This is a genomic window from Ruegeria sp. CDSC054 (genome assembly GCF_059610645.1).
This window is the reverse complement of the sequence record NZ_JBXWOA010000002.1, coordinates 25,759-42,418: the sequence shown is the minus strand read 5'-3', so window position 1 is coordinate 42,418 and position 16,660 is coordinate 25,759. Positions and strand designations below refer to the sequence as shown.

20 protein-coding genes are annotated in these 16,660 nt (G+C 57.8%); 17 read left to right on the top strand and 3 right to left on the bottom strand.

Going from position 1 to position 16,660, the window contains the following annotated elements; translation table 11 throughout:
• The first annotated feature begins 81 nt into the window (after positions 1 to 81).
• From AC2FGC_RS04155 to AC2FGC_RS04105, 11 genes are read left to right on the top strand one after another with little or no spacing between them, the layout of a single operon-like run.
• Complete coding sequence (locus AC2FGC_RS04155) at positions 82 to 606, top strand: hypothetical protein (RefSeq protein ID WP_496724497.1); 525 nt, start codon at positions 82 to 84, stop codon at positions 604 to 606.
• Positions 607 to 609: 3 nt separating this feature from the next.
• Positions 610 to 1,104, top strand: coding sequence for an NADH-quinone oxidoreductase subunit NuoI (gene nuoI / locus AC2FGC_RS04150; protein WP_050602762.1), 495 nt, complete (start codon positions 610 to 612; stop codon positions 1,102 to 1,104).
• Entirely contained in the window at positions 1,101 to 1,511 is a 411-nt protein-coding gene (locus AC2FGC_RS04145; RefSeq protein ID WP_281994869.1) for a carboxymuconolactone decarboxylase family protein, read from the top strand. Before nuoI ends, AC2FGC_RS04145 begins: the two co-directional genes overlap by 4 nt.
• Positions 1,508 to 2,110: an NADH-quinone oxidoreductase subunit J gene (locus AC2FGC_RS04140; RefSeq protein WP_496724499.1), complete on the top strand. Its 603-nt coding sequence runs from the start codon at positions 1,508 to 1,510 to the stop codon at positions 2,108 to 2,110. Before AC2FGC_RS04145 ends, AC2FGC_RS04140 begins: the two co-directional genes overlap by 4 nt.
• A gap of 4 nt (positions 2,111 to 2,114) precedes the next feature.
• Positions 2,115 to 2,420, top strand: coding sequence for an NADH-quinone oxidoreductase subunit NuoK (gene nuoK, locus AC2FGC_RS04135; RefSeq protein WP_005984024.1), 306 nt, complete (start codon positions 2,115 to 2,117; stop codon positions 2,418 to 2,420).
• A gap of 6 nt (positions 2,421 to 2,426) precedes the next feature.
• A complete protein-coding gene (nuoL, locus tag AC2FGC_RS04130; protein ID WP_496781492.1) occupies positions 2,427 to 4,622 on the top strand; it encodes an NADH-quinone oxidoreductase subunit L in 2,196 nt (731 codons plus the stop codon).
• The gene (locus AC2FGC_RS04125; RefSeq protein WP_496781490.1) at positions 4,622 to 6,166 is read left to right on the top strand and encodes an NADH-quinone oxidoreductase subunit M; all 1,545 of its coding nucleotides are present in this window, start codon (positions 4,622 to 4,624) and stop codon (positions 6,164 to 6,166) included. Before nuoL ends, AC2FGC_RS04125 begins: the two co-directional genes overlap by 1 nt.
• A gap of 15 nt (positions 6,167 to 6,181) precedes the next feature.
• Entirely contained in the window at positions 6,182 to 7,624 is a 1,443-nt protein-coding gene (nuoN, locus tag AC2FGC_RS04120; protein ID WP_496724503.1) for an NADH-quinone oxidoreductase subunit NuoN, read from the top strand.
• A gap of 54 nt (positions 7,625 to 7,678) precedes the next feature.
• Positions 7,679 to 8,428 carry a biotin--[acetyl-CoA-carboxylase] ligase gene (locus AC2FGC_RS04115; RefSeq protein ID WP_496724505.1) on the top strand — a complete coding sequence of 250 codons (750 nt, stop codon included), beginning with the start codon at positions 7,679 to 7,681 and terminating at the stop codon, positions 8,426 to 8,428.
• A gap of 11 nt (positions 8,429 to 8,439) precedes the next feature.
• Positions 8,440 to 9,219, top strand: coding sequence for a type III pantothenate kinase (locus tag AC2FGC_RS04110; protein ID WP_058274409.1), 780 nt, complete (start codon positions 8,440 to 8,442; stop codon positions 9,217 to 9,219).
• The gene (locus AC2FGC_RS04105) at positions 9,216 to 10,883 is read left to right on the top strand and encodes a ribonuclease J (protein WP_496724507.1); all 1,668 of its coding nucleotides are present in this window, start codon (positions 9,216 to 9,218) and stop codon (positions 10,881 to 10,883) included. The genes AC2FGC_RS04110 and AC2FGC_RS04105 overlap by 4 nt, the downstream gene beginning before the upstream one ends.
• 22 nt (positions 10,884 to 10,905) lie before the next feature.
• Here AC2FGC_RS04105 and AC2FGC_RS04100 read toward each other — a convergent pair whose 3' ends face one another.
• Positions 10,906 to 11,607, bottom strand: coding sequence for an NUDIX hydrolase (locus AC2FGC_RS04100; protein ID WP_496724509.1), 702 nt, complete (start codon positions 11,605 to 11,607; stop codon positions 10,906 to 10,908).
• A gap of 25 nt (positions 11,608 to 11,632) precedes the next feature.
• Positions 11,633 to 12,031, bottom strand: coding sequence for a DUF983 domain-containing protein (locus AC2FGC_RS04095; RefSeq protein WP_058279642.1), 399 nt, complete (start codon positions 12,029 to 12,031; stop codon positions 11,633 to 11,635).
• A 190-nt stretch (positions 12,032 to 12,221) separates the two neighbouring features.
• Between AC2FGC_RS04095 and AC2FGC_RS04090 the strand changes: the two genes are divergently transcribed.
• The 4 genes from AC2FGC_RS04090 to AC2FGC_RS04075 are packed head-to-tail and all read left to right on the top strand — an operon-like array spanning position 12,222 to position 14,129.
• On the top strand, positions 12,222 to 12,689 hold the full coding sequence (locus AC2FGC_RS04090; protein ID WP_496724511.1) for an EF-hand domain-containing protein: 468 nt from the start codon (positions 12,222 to 12,224) through the stop codon (positions 12,687 to 12,689).
• A gap of 6 nt (positions 12,690 to 12,695) precedes the next feature.
• Entirely contained in the window at positions 12,696 to 13,313 is a 618-nt protein-coding gene (locus tag AC2FGC_RS04085) for an RNA polymerase sigma factor (protein ID WP_496781488.1), read from the top strand.
• Positions 13,306 to 13,659, top strand: coding sequence for a hypothetical protein (locus AC2FGC_RS04080; RefSeq protein WP_496724514.1), 354 nt, complete (start codon positions 13,306 to 13,308; stop codon positions 13,657 to 13,659). Before AC2FGC_RS04085 ends, AC2FGC_RS04080 begins: the two co-directional genes overlap by 8 nt.
• Positions 13,656 to 14,129 carry a periplasmic heavy metal sensor gene (locus AC2FGC_RS04075; protein ID WP_496724516.1) on the top strand — a complete coding sequence of 158 codons (474 nt, stop codon included), beginning with the start codon at positions 13,656 to 13,658 and terminating at the stop codon, positions 14,127 to 14,129. Before AC2FGC_RS04080 ends, AC2FGC_RS04075 begins: the two co-directional genes overlap by 4 nt.
• A gap of 5 nt (positions 14,130 to 14,134) precedes the next feature.
• On the opposite strand, the gene AC2FGC_RS04070 is transcribed toward AC2FGC_RS04075, so the two are convergent.
• The gene (locus AC2FGC_RS04070; protein ID WP_496781486.1) at positions 14,135 to 15,523 is read right to left on the bottom strand and encodes a diguanylate cyclase; all 1,389 of its coding nucleotides are present in this window, start codon (positions 15,521 to 15,523) and stop codon (positions 14,135 to 14,137) included.
• Positions 15,524 to 15,610: 87 nt separating this feature from the next.
• Between AC2FGC_RS04070 and AC2FGC_RS04065 the strand changes: the two genes are divergently transcribed.
• The gene (locus tag AC2FGC_RS04065) at positions 15,611 to 15,892 is read left to right on the top strand and encodes a DUF3572 domain-containing protein (protein WP_496724520.1); all 282 of its coding nucleotides are present in this window, start codon (positions 15,611 to 15,613) and stop codon (positions 15,890 to 15,892) included.
• A 25-nt stretch (positions 15,893 to 15,917) separates the two neighbouring features.
• Positions 15,918 to 16,610 (top strand): HAD family hydrolase, encoded by a 693-nt coding sequence (locus AC2FGC_RS04060; protein WP_496724522.1) that lies wholly within the window; start codon positions 15,918 to 15,920, stop codon positions 16,608 to 16,610.
• The last annotated feature ends 50 nt before the right edge of the window (positions 16,611 to 16,660 follow it).

The following is a 16,660-nucleotide window of genomic DNA, read 5'->3' as shown; positions in this document are numbered from 1 at the left end:
AATCTGTTGGTGGCTTGCACGGTGGCTGCTGGAAGCAGTCCTGTCTCGGCTGATAAAGCGGAGCCATTGGAGCAGCGGAACATGCTTGATTTGGCACGCGGGTTCTGCGGATCCGAAATTGACGCTGTATCTGCTATCGACGATAAGGTTCTAGGCATTCTCGCAAATAACACAGGTGGGTTGGACCCGAGGGTTGATGTGGACCAGCATTCTGCCTTCGATAAGTTTGCCATAGGTGCCCTTGTTAACGCGATCCAGGTTGGCGACATGGCGGTTTATCGGAGCCACCTAGCCAATGGTGATCCGATTTCAGAGGGGATGCGCAACAAATCTATCGCTTTGTTGGATCTGGTTGATTGCCTTTGGATCACACAGGAAGACCGTGCTCACTTGGAAGAGTTCGTCAATTGGGGAATCGAAAACGGTGATTTTCCGAGCGATATGAAGGTGGATCAGTTGTTGAGCGCGACAAATATGTCGGAATGCGCGCGTATGAGAGAGTTTGACCGTCGCACATTAGCGCTCGATCCTGATACGCCAGATATCGTGGATCAGATGTCGGCGATTGCAGAAGACACAATTGGACGCTGCGAGAAGGATTCCTAAGCCATGACCCAAATCGATTACACTCGTGCCGCCAAATACTTCCTTCTGCAAGACTTCTGGGTCGGCATGAAACTGGGGTTGAAGTACTTCTTCGCCCCAAAGGCCACCATCAATTACCCGCACGAAAAAGGCCCTCTCTCCCCACGCTTTCGTGGTGAGCATGCCCTGAGACGTTACCCGAACGGCGAGGAACGCTGCATCGCCTGCAAGCTGTGTGAAGCGATTTGCCCGGCACAAGCCATCACCATCGACGCCGAACCGCGCGAAGACGGCAGCCGCCGCACCACGCGCTATGACATCGACATGACCAAGTGCATCTATTGCGGTTTCTGCCAAGAGGCCTGTCCGGTCGATGCCATTGTCGAAGGTCCGAACTTTGAATTCGCGACAGAAACCCGCGAAGAGCTGTTCTACGACAAGGAAAAACTGCTCGATAACGGCGAACGCTGGGAAGCCGAGATTGCCCGCAATCTGGAAATGGACGCGCCGTACAGATGAGTGACACGCCCCAAAATCCGTTCGACCTGATGATGAAGCAGGCGCAGGACATGGCCAAGGCGATGAACCCGGCGATGGAGAATTTCTCGCCCAAGGGGTTCGAGGCGCTGTGGCCGACCATGCCCAAAGAGGTCATGGAAATGATGTTCGGCAACACCGTCAACAAGGACGGACTGGATGCCAAGACCCGCCTGCTGCTGACGCTGGCCGGACTGACTTGTCAGGGCGCGCAGGCGGATGCGGCGGTGCGTCAGACCGTGCGCCATGCGCTGGAGGCCGGTGCCAAGAAACAAGAGATCGTGGAAACGATCGGTCAGATGTCGGTCTTTGCCGGCATCCCGGCCATGACCCGCGCGCTGGAATTGGCGCAAGAGGTCCTGGGCGACAACGAGGATGAGGATCAATGACCGTCTTTGCCTTCTACCTGTTTGCCATCAGCGCCATCACCGGCGGGCTGTTTACGGTGATCAGCCGTCAGCCGGTGCATTCGGTGCTGTGGCTGATCCTGTCCTTCCTGTCTTCGGCGGGGCTGTTTGTGTTGCTGGGTGCCGAGTTCGTAGCGATGCTGCTGATCATCGTCTATGTCGGCGCGGTCGCGGTGCTGTTCCTGTTCGTGGTGATGATGCTGGACGTGGACTTTGCCGAGCTCAAGGCTGAGATGGCGCGTTACATGCCGCTGGCCCTGCTGATCGGTCTGGTCATCCTGATGCAGTTCGTCATGGCCTTTGGGGCATGGGACAGCGCGCAGGGTGCAGCGGCCAATCTGGCACAGCCGATCCCGGTGGACCGGCACAACACCGAGGCCTTAGGTGTTATCCTTTATGATCAATACTTCCTTCTGTTCCAACTGGCGGGCCTGATCCTGCTGGTGGCCATGATCGGCGCCATCGTTCTGACTCTGCGCCACCGTCAGGACATCAAGCGTCAGGACATCGTCGGCCAGATGATGCGCGACCCGGCCAAGGCGATGGAGTTGAAGGACGTGAAACCGGGGCAGGGGCTTTAAGACGATGATCGGACTTGAACACTATCTCACGGTCGCGGCGACGCTGTTCGTCATCGGCATCTTCGGTCTCTTCCTGAACCGCAAGAACGTCATCATCCTGTTGATGAGCATCGAACTGATGCTGCTGGCGGTGAATATCAACCTTGTGGCGTTTTCCAGCTTCCTCGGCGATCTGGTCGGGCAAGTGTTTACGCTGTTCGTGCTGACCGTGGCGGCGGCCGAGGCGGCGATCGGGCTGGCCATTCTGGTCTGCTTCTTCCGCAACCGTGGCACCATCGCGGTTGAAGACGTCAATATGATGAAGGGGTAAGAGAATATGGAAACCACCATCCTCTTTGCCCCGCTGGTGGGCGCGCTGCTCTGCGGGTTCGGCTGGAAGTTCATTGGCGAGAAAGCCGCCATGTGGACCGCCACTGGCCTGCTGTTTCTGGCTTGTCTGCTGTCGTGGATCGTGTTCTTCTCGTTTGACGGTGTGACCCAGCAGATCGAGATCATGCGCTGGATCGAAAGCGGTTCGCTGTCGACAAGCTGGGCCGTTCGACTGGATCGTCTGACCGCGATCATGCTGATCGTGGTGACGACGGTTTCGGCGCTCGTGCACCTCTATTCCTTCGGCTACATGGATCACGATCCACAGTGGCGCGAGGGCGAGAGCTATAAGCCGCGCTTCTTTGCCTATCTGTCGTTCTTCACCTTCGCCATGCTGATGCTGGTGACAGCCGACAATCTGGTTCAGATGTTCTTTGGTTGGGAAGGTGTGGGTGTAGCCTCGTACCTGCTGATCGGGTTCTATTATCGCAAGCCCACGGCCAATGCGGCGGCGATGAAAGCATTCATCGTAAACCGGGTTGGCGACTTTGGCTTTGCTCTGGGCATCTTCGCGTTGTTCTTCCTGACGGACAGCATCAATTTTTCGGACATTTTTGCCTCGGCCCCTGCGCTGGCCGAAGAGAAGTTGCACTTCCTGTGGGGTGAGTGGACCGCAATCGAGGTGATCTGCGTCCTGCTGTTCATCGGCGCGATGGGGAAATCGGCGCAGCTGATCCTGCACACCTGGTTGCCAGACGCGATGGAAGGCCCGACGCCTGTTTCGGCGCTGATCCACGCTGCAACCATGGTGACGGCGGGTGTGTTCCTGATCTGCCGGATGTCGCCATTAATGGAATTTGCGCCGGGTGCCACCGGGTTCATCACCTTCCTTGGGGCCTCGACCGCGTTTTTCGCCGCGACCGTTGGCCTGGTTCAGACCGACATCAAGCGCGTCATTGCCTATTCGACCTGTTCTCAGTTGGGCTACATGTTCGTGGCCGCGGGTGTTGGTATGTACTCGGCAGCGATGTTCCACTTGCTGACGCACGCATTCTTCAAGGCGCTGTTGTTCCTTGGCGCAGGTTCGGTGATCCACGCGATGCATCACGAGCAGGAAATGACCGAATACGGCGGCCTGCGGAAGAAGATCCCCTATACATTCTGGGCGATGATGATCGGCACCCTTGCGATTACAGGCGTGGGCATCCCGCTGACCCAAATTGGGTTCGCCGGGTTCCTGTCCAAGGATGCCATCATCGAAAGCGCTTTTGCCGGCGGCACCGGATATGCCTTCTGGATGCTGGTGATCGCGGCGGCGTTCACGTCATTCTACAGCTGGCGGCTGATTTTCCTGACCTTTTATGGCGAAGAACGTGGCGACAAGCATACGCATGAGCACGCGCATGAAAGCCCGATGACCATGCTGGTTCCGCTGGGTGTTCTGTCCTTAGGTGCGGTGTTTGCCGGGATGATCTGGTATGGCAACTTCTTTGGTCACACAGACAAAGTCGGCAAGTTCTACGGTATACCGGTGGCAGAGGCGTCCGAGCATGCCGAGGCCAGTGATCACGGTACAACCGATACAACCCATGGTGACGATACGCATACGGATGAGGCGCACGCGGATGAAAGCCATGGTGATGACGCCGGACACGAAGAAAAAGCGGCTCACGGCGACGACCACCATTATGTCTTCGCGGGTGAGCCGGGCGAGGGCGCTCTGTATATTGCGCCTGACAACCATGTTCTGGACGATGCGCATGCGGCTCCGAAATGGGTGAAGGTTTCGCCTTTTGTTGCGATGCTGCTCGGTTTTGTGGTCGCCTGGCTTTTCTACATAAGCGATGGAAAAGTTTACTTCGGTGGGTTCGAAGTTCGCCTTCACCGTGGCAACCTTCCAGCACGTCTAGCCGCAAACCAGCGTCCTCTGTACCTGTTCCTTCTGAACAAGTGGTACTTTGACGAAATCTACGATGCGGTCTTCGTCAAACCCACCATCGCGCTCGGCCGGTTCCTGTGGAAACGGGGTGATGGCAACACCATTGACGGTTTCCTCAACGGCGTGGCCATGGGTGTTGTACCCTTCTTTACCCGCCTCGCTGGCAAGGCGCAGACGGGCTACATCTTTACTTACGCCTTCTGGATGGTTCTGGGTATCGCTGCCCTTGTCACTTGGATTTCGATCGGCGGAGGCGCACACTAATGGATAATATCCTCTCCATCGTTACCTTCATCCCCGCCGTGGCAGCAGGCATTCTGGCCCTGTTCCTGCATGGCGAGGACGCGGCCGCACAGCGCAATGCCAAATGGGTCGCACTGGTGGCAACCACGGTGACGTTCCTGGTCTCGATCGGCATCTATACGGGGTTTGATCCGTCCAACACCGGCTTCCAGATGGTGGAAGAAGGCGAATGGCTGCTGGGTCTGAAATACAAGATGGGCGTGGACGGAATCAGCGTTCTGTTTGTCTTGTTGACCACCTTCATCATGCCCCTGACCATTCTGGCCAGCTGGCACGTCACGGACCGCGTCAAGGAATACATGATCGCCTTCCTGCTTCTGGAGACGCTGATGCTGGGCGTCTTCATGGCGCTGGATCTGGTCCTGTTCTATCTGTTTTTTGAGGCAGGTCTGATCCCGATGTTCCTGATCATCGGCATCTGGGGCGGCAAAGAACGCATCTACGCCAGCTTCAAGTTCTTCCTCTATACCTTCCTTGGATCGGTGCTGATGCTGGTGGCGATGGTCGCGATGTATGCGGACGCGGGCACTACCGATATCGAAGCACTGATGAGCCATCACTTCTCGTCCGAAGGGTTCAGCGTGCTGGGCATCTATGTTGTCGGCGGAATGCAGACACTGATGTTCCTGGCGTTCTTTGCATCCTTCGCGGTGAAGATGCCAATGTGGCCGGTACACACCTGGCTGCCGGATGCGCACGTTCAGGCGCCGACCGCCGGGTCGGTCGTTCTTGCGGCGATCCTGTTGAAGATGGGCGGCTATGGCTTCTTGCGGTTCAGCCTGCCGATGTTCCCGGTGGGTTCGGCAGTGATGACTGATCTGGTGTTGTGGATGTCAGCGATTGCCGTTGTCTACACCTCGCTGGTGGCGCTGGTGCAGGAAGACATGAAAAAGCTGATCGCGTATTCTTCGGTCGCGCATATGGGCTTTGTGACCATGGGCATCTTTGCTGCGAACCAGCAGGGCATTGACGGTGCGATCTTCCAGATGCTCAGCCACGGATTCATCTCGGCTGCGCTCTTCCTGTGTGTTGGAGTGATCTATGACCGTATGCATACTCGCGACATCGAGGCTTACGGTGGTTTGGTCATTCGCATGCCGGCCTATGCGCTGGTCTTCATGTTGTTCACCATGGCCAATGTAGGTCTGCCGGGCACCAGTGGATTCATCGGAGAATTCCTGACACTGATGGGCACCTTCCAGGTCAACACATGGGTGACGGCTGTGGCGGCTTCTGGCGTGATCTTCTCGGCAGCTTATGCGCTATGGCTGTATCGCCGAGTGGTCTTTGGCGATTTGATCAAGGAAAGCCTCAAGGCGATGACGGATATGAGCTCGCGCGAGCGGCTGATCTTTGCGCCGCTGATCGTGATGACCATCCTGCTGGGCGTCTACCCGTCGCTGGTGACCGATGTGATCGGCAACTCGACCGCCGCGCTGATTTCGAACTATGACATGGCTCTGGCCGCGGCTGAGGCCGCGACCCAGTCAGCCGCATCGCATTAAGGGGGCTTTGGAGACATGATCCAGGCTGATCTGACGATAATCCTGCCAGAGATTGTTCTGGCCGTATATGCGATGGCGGCGCTGTTGGCGGCTGTCTACACGACGAAAGACGGGCTGGCACCTTTGCTGGTCTGGACAACCGCTGGGTTGATGGCGCTGCTGGCGATTTGGATCGCGACCAACGGCGATGGCACCAATGTCGCGTTCAACGGCATGTTTGTCGATGACGGGTTTGCAAGGTTCTCAAAAGTGGCGATCCTGCTATCAGCAGCTGCCATTCTGGTGATGAGTCAGGAATATATGGCGCGTCGGGATCTGCTGCGGTTCGAATTCCCTCTGTTGGTTGCGCTGGCCGCTGTCGGCATGATGATGATGGTCAGTGCTGGCGATCTGATGTCGCTGTACATGGGGCTGGAGCTGCAGTCACTGTCGCTGTACGTCGTGGCCGCGCTGCGCCGGGACAGTGCCAAATCGACCGAGGCCGGTTTGAAGTACTTCGTGCTTGGTGCGCTGAGTTCGGGTTTGCTGCTGTACGGTGCCTCGCTGGTTTATGGGTTTACAGGCACCACGCTGTTCTCGGGTATCATCCAAACGGTTCAGGATGGTGAGATTTCGGTTGGCCTGCTGTTTGGTCTGGTGTTCCTGATCTCAGGACTGGCGTTCAAAGTGTCCGCCGTGCCATTCCACATGTGGACGCCGGATGTGTACGAAGGCTCGCCCACGCCAATCACCGCATTCTTTGCCACAGCGCCGAAAGTGGCTGCCATGGCTCTGTTCGCACGCGTGATGCACGACGCTTTTGGAGGCGTGATCAAGGACTGGCAACAGGTGATTGTCTTGCTTTCTGTTCTGTCGATGCTGCTGGGTGCGGTTGCAGCGATTGGCCAGCGTGACATCAAGCGGCTGATGGCGTTCTCGTCGATTGCCCATATGGGCTATGCGCTGATCGGACTGGCTGCGGGGACCGAGTTGGGCATCAAGGCTATGCTGATGTATCTGGCCATCTATGTGACGATGAATATCGGCACATTCGCTTTCATTCTGATGATGGAGCGGGACGGCAAACCGGTCACGGACATCGACGCCCTGCGCCAATATTCCAAACGCGAACCGGGCAAGGCGCTGGCGGTGCTGATCCTGATGTTCAGCCTGGCGGGCGTCCCACCAATGCTGGGCTTTTTCGCCAAATTCGGTGTCTGGCAGGCTGGCGTAAGCGCGGGCCTGACCGGGCTGGTGATCGCCTCAGCCATCGCCTCGGTCATCGGCGCGTTTTATTATCTGCGGATCGTGTTCTACATGTATTTCGGAGCTGAAAACGACGACCCGATCGAAACGCATTCTGCGCCGGTTCTGTGGGTTGCTCTAATGGGCTCTGCCGCTTTGATGCTGGTGGGTGTGTTCTATCAGTTCGGTATTGAAGGCGCGGCGGCAGCTGCGGCGGCCACTCTTGTCAATTGATCATCGTAACAAATCAAACTTGGGGGCTCGGTCAGCGGATCGGGCCTTTTTGACATGACAGACTGGCCACAGGGATACGGCCTGCACGTGCTGCAAGAGGTCGACAGCACATTGAACGAGGCCACCCGCATGGCCCCGACCACGACCGGTCCGGTTTGGATCATGGCGCATCACCAGACGGCGGCGCGTGGGCGGCGGGGTCGGGCGTGGGCCAATCCCAAGGGGAATCTGGCCGCGACCCTTTTGATGCGGCCACAGGGAAATCCGGAACAGGCCGCATTGCGCAGCTTTGTGGCTGCGCTGGCGCTGTTTGACGCCTGCGTTGCAGTGACCGGACGGGCGACGGGCTTGTCGCTCAAATGGCCCAACGATGTATTGCTGAACGGCGGCAAACTGGCGGGTATCCTGTTGGAAAGTACAGGGCAGGGGCGCGGCGTCTCGCACTTGTCCATAGGCATCGGCGTGAACCTGTCAGAGGCACCCGGAGCAGATCAAGTAGAACCCGGCGCCGTCCGACCGGTTTCCCTATTGTCCGAAGCTGGAGGCAACGTAACGCCCGAGGATTTCCTGACAGAACTTGCTGTCGCCTATGCCGGATACGAGAGTCAATTCGTGACTTACGGGTTTGAACCGATCCGGACCGCGTGGTTGGCCCGGGCTGCCAAGTTGGGTGAGGTCATCACCGCCCGTACCGCAGCGTCGGAAACGGTTGGAACCTTTGAAACGGTGGACGCAGGGGGCAACCTTGTCCTAAACACCGCCAAAGGCCGCGTCAGTATTCCGGCGGCGGATGTGTTTTTCTGAAGGAGGCTCAGATGCTTCTGGCAATTGATTGCGGCAACACGAACACTGTGTTCTCAATCTGGGACGGTGAAAGGTTTCTGTGCACCCTGCGCACATCGACCCACCACGCGCGCACGGCCGATGCTTACTTCACGTGGTATTCGACGCTGGTGAAACATTATGGGATCGAGGCTGAAATCACTGATGTGATCATCGCCTCGACCGTGCCGCGCGTTGTGTTCAACCTGCGGGTCTTTGCTGATCGGTTCTTTGGGTGTCGGCCGCTTGTCGTGGGCAAACCCGATTGCCTGTTGCCGATGAATCCGCGTGTTGACGAGGGGACAGTGCCCGGCCCGGATCGTCTGGCCAACGCGGTGGCTGCGTTTGACCGGCATGGCGGCAACGTGGTTGTTGTAGATTTTGGCACGGCGACGAACTTTGATGTGGTTGCGGCGGATGGGGCCTATGTCGGCGGGATCATTGCGCCGGGCGTAAACCTCAGCCTCGAGGCGTTGCACCAGGGCGCGGCTGCCCTGCCGCATATCGATATCACCCGCCCTGAAAATGTGATTGGCACGAATACGGTTGGCTGTATCCAATCCGGCGTGTATTGGGGCTATTCCGGATTGATCGAGGGGCTGATTTCCCGGATCAAGGCGGAATATGGAATGCCGATGAAAGTCGTTGGAACTGGTGGGCTCGCGCCGCTGTTCGATCAGGCGGACGTGGGGTTTGACGCAATCGAAGATGATCTGACGATGCACGGACTTACCGTGATACATCGCTATAACAAGGACAATGGCTCGACATGAGCAGCGAAAGATTGATCTACCTGCCGCTGGGCGGTGCCGGCGAAATTGGCATGAACGCCTATGTCTACGGCTATGGCAAACCCGGTCAGGAACGGCTGATCCTTGTGGATCTGGGCGTGACATTTCCGGACATGGACACCACCCCGGGCGTTGACCTGATCCATGCCGACATTTCTTGGCTGCGCGAACGTGCCGACCGGCTAGAAGCCGTGTTCGTCACCCACGCACACGAGGACCACGTGGGCGCTGTAGCGCATTGCTATGAGGCGCTGGGTGCGCCTGTCTACGCACGCGCCTTCACTGCCAACATCGCGCGCCGCAAGATGGAAGAGCACGGACACCCCGAGGATGCCGTGCATACTGCATCGGCCTGGCCCGAACAGATTTCCGTTGGTCCGTTCAAGGTGGGTTTCCTGCCGGTCTCGCATTCGATCCCCGAAAGCGCTGCCCTGGTGATCGACACGCCAGAGGGGCGGATCGTACATACCGGCGACTTCAAGCTGGATGAAAATCCGATCGTGGGTGAACCTTTTGACCCTAATCTCTGGGCTGAGGTTGCCAAGTCTGGCGTTAAAGCGCTGGTGTGTGACAGTACGAACGTGTTTTCCCCCCATGCGGGTCGTTCGGAATCCGAGGTCGGCCCCGAGATCACCAGGCTGGTTGAGGAAGCCAGCGGCATGGTTGTTGCCACCACATTTGCGTCGAATGTCGCACGTGTGAAAACACTGGCCGAGGCGGGTGAACGGGCGGGGCGCTCGGTCGTTCTGCTGGGTCGCGCGATGCGCCGGATGATTGAAGCCGCGACCGAAACGGGCATTCTGACCAGCTTTCCACGCGTCGTCAGCGCCGAAGAGGCTGTGGACATGCCACGCCAGAACCTGATGCTGATCGTCACCGGCAGCCAGGGTGAACGCCGCGCGGCCAGCGCGCAACTTGCGCGGGGCAAATACCGCGGTTTGGAACTGAAAGAGGGCGACCTGTTTCTCTTCTCCTCCAAAACCATCCCCGGCAACGAGCGCGGCGTGATTTTCATCATGAACCAGCTCAGTGAAAAGGGCGTAGATGTGGTCGATGACAGTGCGGGCCTGTATCACGTGTCCGGCCACGCCAACCGTCCGGATCTTGAGAAAGTACATGGGCTGATCGATCCGCAGATGATCATTCCGATGCACGGTGAACATCGCCACCTGCGCGAGCATGCCAAACTGGCCGAAGCTGGTGGGCGTACCGGTATTCTGGCCGTAAACGGCACCATGCTGGATCTGACAGGGAATGCGCCGCGGGTTGTCGACTATGTCGAAACCGGACGGACCTATCTGGACGGCACGGTCAAAGTTGGCGCCCTGGATGGGGTGGTGCGTGACCGGATTCGCATGGCGCTGAACGGGCACGTCACTGTCACGGTCATTCTGGACGAAGAGGACGAACCACTGGGCGAGCCGTGGTGCGATACGATGGGTCTGTCCGAGATTGGATCGTCCCGGGCTGCATTGGTTGAAGTTCTGGAAGAAGACCTGAATCAGTTTCTGATGCGGGCCGATGCCAAAACCCTGCGCGACGATGACAAACTGGAAGAGGCAATACGCCGGATCGTTCGCCAAACAGCAAAGACCGAGATTGGTAAAAAGCCCGAAGTCACCACGGTAATCAGCCGCATGAAATAACGTGTCTGAGGGCCACCGGCCCTCAGTCTGCTTCTGGCATGGGATAACCGCGAAGCTTGAGGAAAAGGCTTTCCTCCTGACTGTTCAGAAAGAACGGAACAGTTTCAGGGGGCGTTGGGTCTGTCACCCGAGCAGCGATTTCGGCCAGCACGACTTCTGTAATGAACGGCAGGTCGAATTCGCGCGCCCGGTCCAGCGGCACCCATTGCAGATGTGACAGCTCGTCCGAGGCGTGGCTGAAATCATCCAGATCGCCCTGGATTGCAGTGGCGTCTACCAGGAAAAAGCGTGCATCGAACCGGCGGGGTCGCCCAGGGGGGGTGACGGCACGAAAGACGAACTGAAGTGCTTGTGCCGATGGGCGGTATCCCATCTGCGCAAATGTCGCCCAATCTTCGGTCAGCGGACCGGTCCAATCGCCCGGTTGGCCCAAAATCAGTCCGGTTTCTTCCCAAAGCTCTCGGATCGCAGCCGCCGCCAAGGCATTCTGCAGCCCGGCTTGTGACCGTTCCGCAAGGCGATCACAGCACACGGCAGGCAGATCAGTTGACAGTGAAACATCCGCATCAGATGTATCGACAGCGCCGCCTGGGAAGACAAACTTGTTGGGCATGAACGCGGCTTTTGCGCCGCGTTGCCCCATCAGGATGGATGGATTGGTCAGACGATCCCGTAGGACAATGACTGTCGCCGCGTCGCGTATGGCTGTTTTGTCCACCGTCATCCGTTGCTCAACTTGTGGTCCAAGATCACGCGGACTGGCCAAAGCCGTGCATGCGACGAGCCCATTGATAGGCGACAACGGCCCCTTTCAATCGTGGCAGCAGGAATAGTGACAGGGCAGTACAGCCAATTGCCAAAACCAGGAACATCGTCAGGGGCTCAGGGCGCCAGTGGACATAAGACAAGTGAAGCGCCGGTGCCAGCAGGTGACCTACCAGAAGAATGGTCAGATAGGCCGGCCCGTCATCGGCGCGATGGTGAAACAGCTCTTGTCCGCAATTCGAACATTCGTTGTTAACCTTGAGGTAGCTGTGCAGCAGTTTGCCTTCGCCGCAATTTGGGCAACGGCAACGGAACCCTTTGACCAGTGCCGGCTTTGTCGGGCGGTCTTCTACATCGTGGGTTTCGATCGTCTGATCTGTCATGTTGATACTCGCGCGTTCCAATGATGAGGATATAACGCTTGTTTGTGGCTTCGGGAAAGGGGGTGCGTCGCTTTGCATCGCCAAGTCGTTTCCAAAAAAGTTTCACTTCCTGCGACGGAATGGGATGCCTGTCCCGTTTGAACCTATGTAAGCAGCGGCAATGGCGCCGCGAAAACAAGGGAAAAACGTTATGAAAAGCGCCAAATTCATTCCGGCAATCATTGTGTCCGCAGTGGCAATCACCGGCACATCTGTTTTCGCCGCAGGCGGTAAAGATCGCGAACCTGTGACCTTTCAACAGCTCGATGCGAACGGTGACGGGCAAGTGACCAAGGAAGAAATGCAGGCTCATCGGAATCAGCGTTTCACCATTGCCGACACCGATGGCGACGGCCAACTGAGCGTCGAAGAGATGCAGGCAGCAGGTCAAAAGAAGGCCAACGACCGTGTTACGAAGATGTTTGAACGCAACGATGCCAACAAGGACGGTTTTCTGAGCGAGGACGAGTTGCCCAAGCCGCGCCGTGCTGACAAGATGTTTGATCGGATCGACGCGAACGAGGACGGCGCTATCTCGGAAGAGGAATTTGCCGATGCAAAAGACAGAATGGGAAAGCGCCACAAGAAACATGGGAAAGCGGACTCTGACGACAGCTGATGCAGGATGGAGGACCTGACCTCTGCTCCGCAATACGTTCGCGGCGTGGATTACGCCGCGGACGAATTGGGCGACGATGTGTTGCTCAGGCAGTTTGCCGATGGCGATGCCGCGGCGGCGCGCGTTCTCACCGATCGGCTTGCGCCGCGCAGCCTATCAGTGGCCCTTCGGTTTCTGGGCAATCGCGCCGAGGCTGAAGATGTGACACAAGATGCGATGATGCGCCTGTGGCAGATGGCACCCGATTGGGTACCCGGTCAGGCCAAAGTATCGACATGGCTTTATCGCGTGACGCTAAATCTGTGTGTTGATCTGCGCCGAAAAAAAAAAACGCCGGACCGGCTGGCGGATGTGCCAGAGCCAGCAGATGAAATGGCCAGTGCAGCCGACCGTCTACAGGACGCAGCCCGAAACGACGCGCTGCAAATTGCACTGTCACAACTGCCCGAACGTCAGCGACAAGCTGTTGTTTTGCGGCATATTGAAGAATTGCCCAACCCCGAAATCGCTGGGATCATGGGCATTTCGGTGGAAGCGGTGGAAAGCCTTACGGCACGAGGAAAACGGTCGTTAGCGGCGATTCTGGCCGGGCGACGTGATGAATTGGGGTACGACGATGACTGACGACAAAGACAATCTGGATCTGTTGTTCGCCCAAGCCCGGCAGGATCGGCAAGAGTTGCCGGATGATCTGGCCGTGCGCATTCTCACCGACGCGGAATCTGTTCGGCTGGGTCGCCTGAAGCCAGATGAGCCAAAGACAAACTCTCTGTGGGCGCGTCTGCTGGCCGGGTTTGGCGGCTGGCAGGGAATGGGCGGTTTGGTTGCAGCCAGTATGGCGGGCGTTTGGATCGGCTTTTCAGCACCGGCGTTTCTGCCTGATCCCGCCAATTACATCTACGCGCAGGATGTTAGTTTCGTGGTCGCTGACCTAAGTCTGGATACGAGTTTTCTGGAGGACGCCGAATGAGCGATAGCCCCAAACCCAAAAACCGCTGGATGTCGGTTCTACTGGTCATCTCGCTGGCCTTGAACCTGCTGATCGTCGGCGTTGCCCTGGGAACCGCACTGCGGGTCAAAGGTGGGGATCATGCAAAATCTCCGCCAGGTTTTGGTTCGGCGCTGTATCGTGCGCTGCCAAAAGAAGAACGCAAAGCGATGCGCGGTGAGCTTTTCGACCGTCACAAAAAGGGTGCACACAACCGATCCCAGGATTTTGCCCAACTCAGCACTGCTTTGCGGGCAAACCCCTTTGACGCTGCGGCGGTTCAAGTCCTGCTGGACCAACAAGCGCAGTCCATGGCGGACCTGCAGAACGCGCTGCAGCAAGAGTGGTTGGCCCGGGTTGAAGCCATGAGTGATGAAGAGCGTCTGGTCTATGCCGACCGGCTGGAAGAGGTCGTTAAACGAGGCCCGCGTGGCCACAAGAAAAAGGACTGAGGGTCTCAGGCAGCGCTCTGCCTGATCCTTACTTGATTGCGACCTGCCTTCTTGGCTGCATAAAGTGCAGTATCGGCGGATTTCAGCAACCGCTCCACCGGGTCACCAAGGGGCAGGGGCGGGTTCGGTGCAGTCAGGCCGATGCTGATGGTGACAGGCACGGCGGCCGAGGTATCGGGAAGCGAAAACGGTGCCTTGCTGATACAGTCACGCAGTGTCTTTGCTAGATCCATCGCCCCCGCCTGAGAGCTGTCGGGCAGGCCGATAATAAACTCCTCCCCTCCGATGCGCGCGACAAAACCGGCCGCGCCAACCGTGCGCTTCATGCGTTTTGCGGCCTCGGTCAAAACCTGGTCGCCACTGACATGCCCAAAACGGTCGTTGATGGTTTTGAAATGATCCAGGTCTGCCAGCATGACAACAAAACCGTGACCAGATCGCGATGGCTGTCGCGCCATCTGATCCATGGCTTTCATTGCATAGCGACGGTTGTGCAACCCGGTCAGCGGATCGACCCACGACTCGGCCAGCCCACGCCTTAATGAGGCGCGTATTTGGTCCATTCGGGCCTTTCGCGCGATCTGGTTGTCCAGATGCAGTTGAACCTCTTCGACGTAGAACCCCCCCATGCAAACGGCGTCAGCGCCACGATCCAGCGCCTCGCTCGCCATTGTCGCGTTTTCATCGGCCAAGACGGCGATCAATACGGTATGCCGAGTTGCCCCCCGTGACTTCAGATCCGCCAACGCATTCAGCCCCGTGGCGGTCGTTCCTATTTCGACCAGAATCGCATCCGGTACTGGACCCGACAACAAGGCGCGCATGTTCGAAGCTGCATGTGTGCTTAGGCTGTGATGTGATCTCTCGGACAATGCGGTTTTCCACAATGTCCCGATCCGGCTGTTCTGAGTCAGTATGGCCACATGGGCCGATTTCGACGGCGTAATCAGCACGGTCGCGGGTTCTGCAAATCCGACTGGATGTGATCCGTCGCCCAGCTGAAGCTCTTGCGTGTCAGCGCGCGCGCGCAGCAGGCTGCGAATTCGCGCCAGAAGCAGGGTGTCCTTGAACGGGGCCGCCAACACGTCGTCCAACCCATCCGCCAATGCCTGCAACCTTGCCGCCTTGTCGTTCTGCGGTGCGATTGCAACGACCGGTACATCGGCCAGTTCCGGATGGGCCATCACCAGTCTTTTGACGTCCGCAGCCGAGCCATCGGGCAGCGTTTGTGCCACCAGCACCAGATCGGGGCGCGTACGACTTAGCAACCCGGCCAGCCCAAACAGCTTTTCAGCCTGAACCACGTGATACCACGCCGCCGTCAGCTGAACTTTTAGCATAATGCGATTGGTCGAAGTCCCGTCGAGGACAAGAATGGTTCCCTGCACGGACATATCTATCACCGTTGATTGCATGCGTTGCCAAAGTGTTTATGAGTCTGGTTAACAAACCCTTTCCAAGTGCATACCCGAGGCCTCTTTATGCCGATCACCGTCCAATCCGCCGAAACGCTTGCCCTGAACGTCCTTGGCTGGCTGGTCGGGAATGACGAATTGCTACCGATCTTTTTGGGCTCGACGGGCGCATCCACCGAGGACCTGCGGGTTCGCGCATCAGAGCCGGAGTTCCTGAATTCGGTTCTGGAATTCTTGATGCTTGACGATTCGTGGGTGATCGCCTTTTGTGACGCCAATTCCGTGCCCTATGACCTGCCGGGTCAGGCGCGGGCTGTTTTGTCCGGTGGCGACGTTCACTGGACCTGATTCAAATCACTGACAGGAGCATGTAATGCCCATCGATGCGATCTTGTTCGACAAGGACGGAACACTGTTTGACTTTGCGAACACATGGGGTGGTTTCGGGCGCAGCGTGTTGGAAAAGCTGTCAGACGGCGACCAAAAGCGGGCTGCTGAACTGGGCCAGGCCATCGGATTTGATCCGGTTTCGGAAGAATATGCTGACGACAGCATCGTGATTGCGGGGACCGTCGAAGAGATCGCCGAAGCTCTTGCACCCTATTTCCCGGATATGCCCAGCGATGAGCTGATCGACATTCTGAACACGGAATCGGCGACGGCGACACAGGCGCCGGCTGTTCCTCTGGTTCCCTTCCTCGATGCTTTGCGGCAGGCGGGTCTAAAACTGGGTGTAGCCACGAACGACGGAGAGATGCCTGCGCTGCAACATCTCGCCTCAGTCGGGATTCGCGACCACTTCGATTTTGTTGCTGGCTACGACAGCGGCCATGGGTTCAAACCCGGACCCGGGCAATTGATTGCCTTTGCGACCCATGTTGGTGTCGACCCGTCACGCGTGGCGATGGTGGGGGACAGCCTGCATGATCTGCAGGCCGGGCGTGCAGCGGGAATGACCACAATTGGGGTACTAACCGGGCTGGCCCCGGCCGAGGCACTTGCGCCGATGGCGGATGTCGTGCTGCCGGATATCGGTCACATTCCCGCCTGGTTGGCTGAAAACTGATCCAGCTTCGGCTGAATTCGACTGCCCAAGTAATAAAACCGACAAACCTT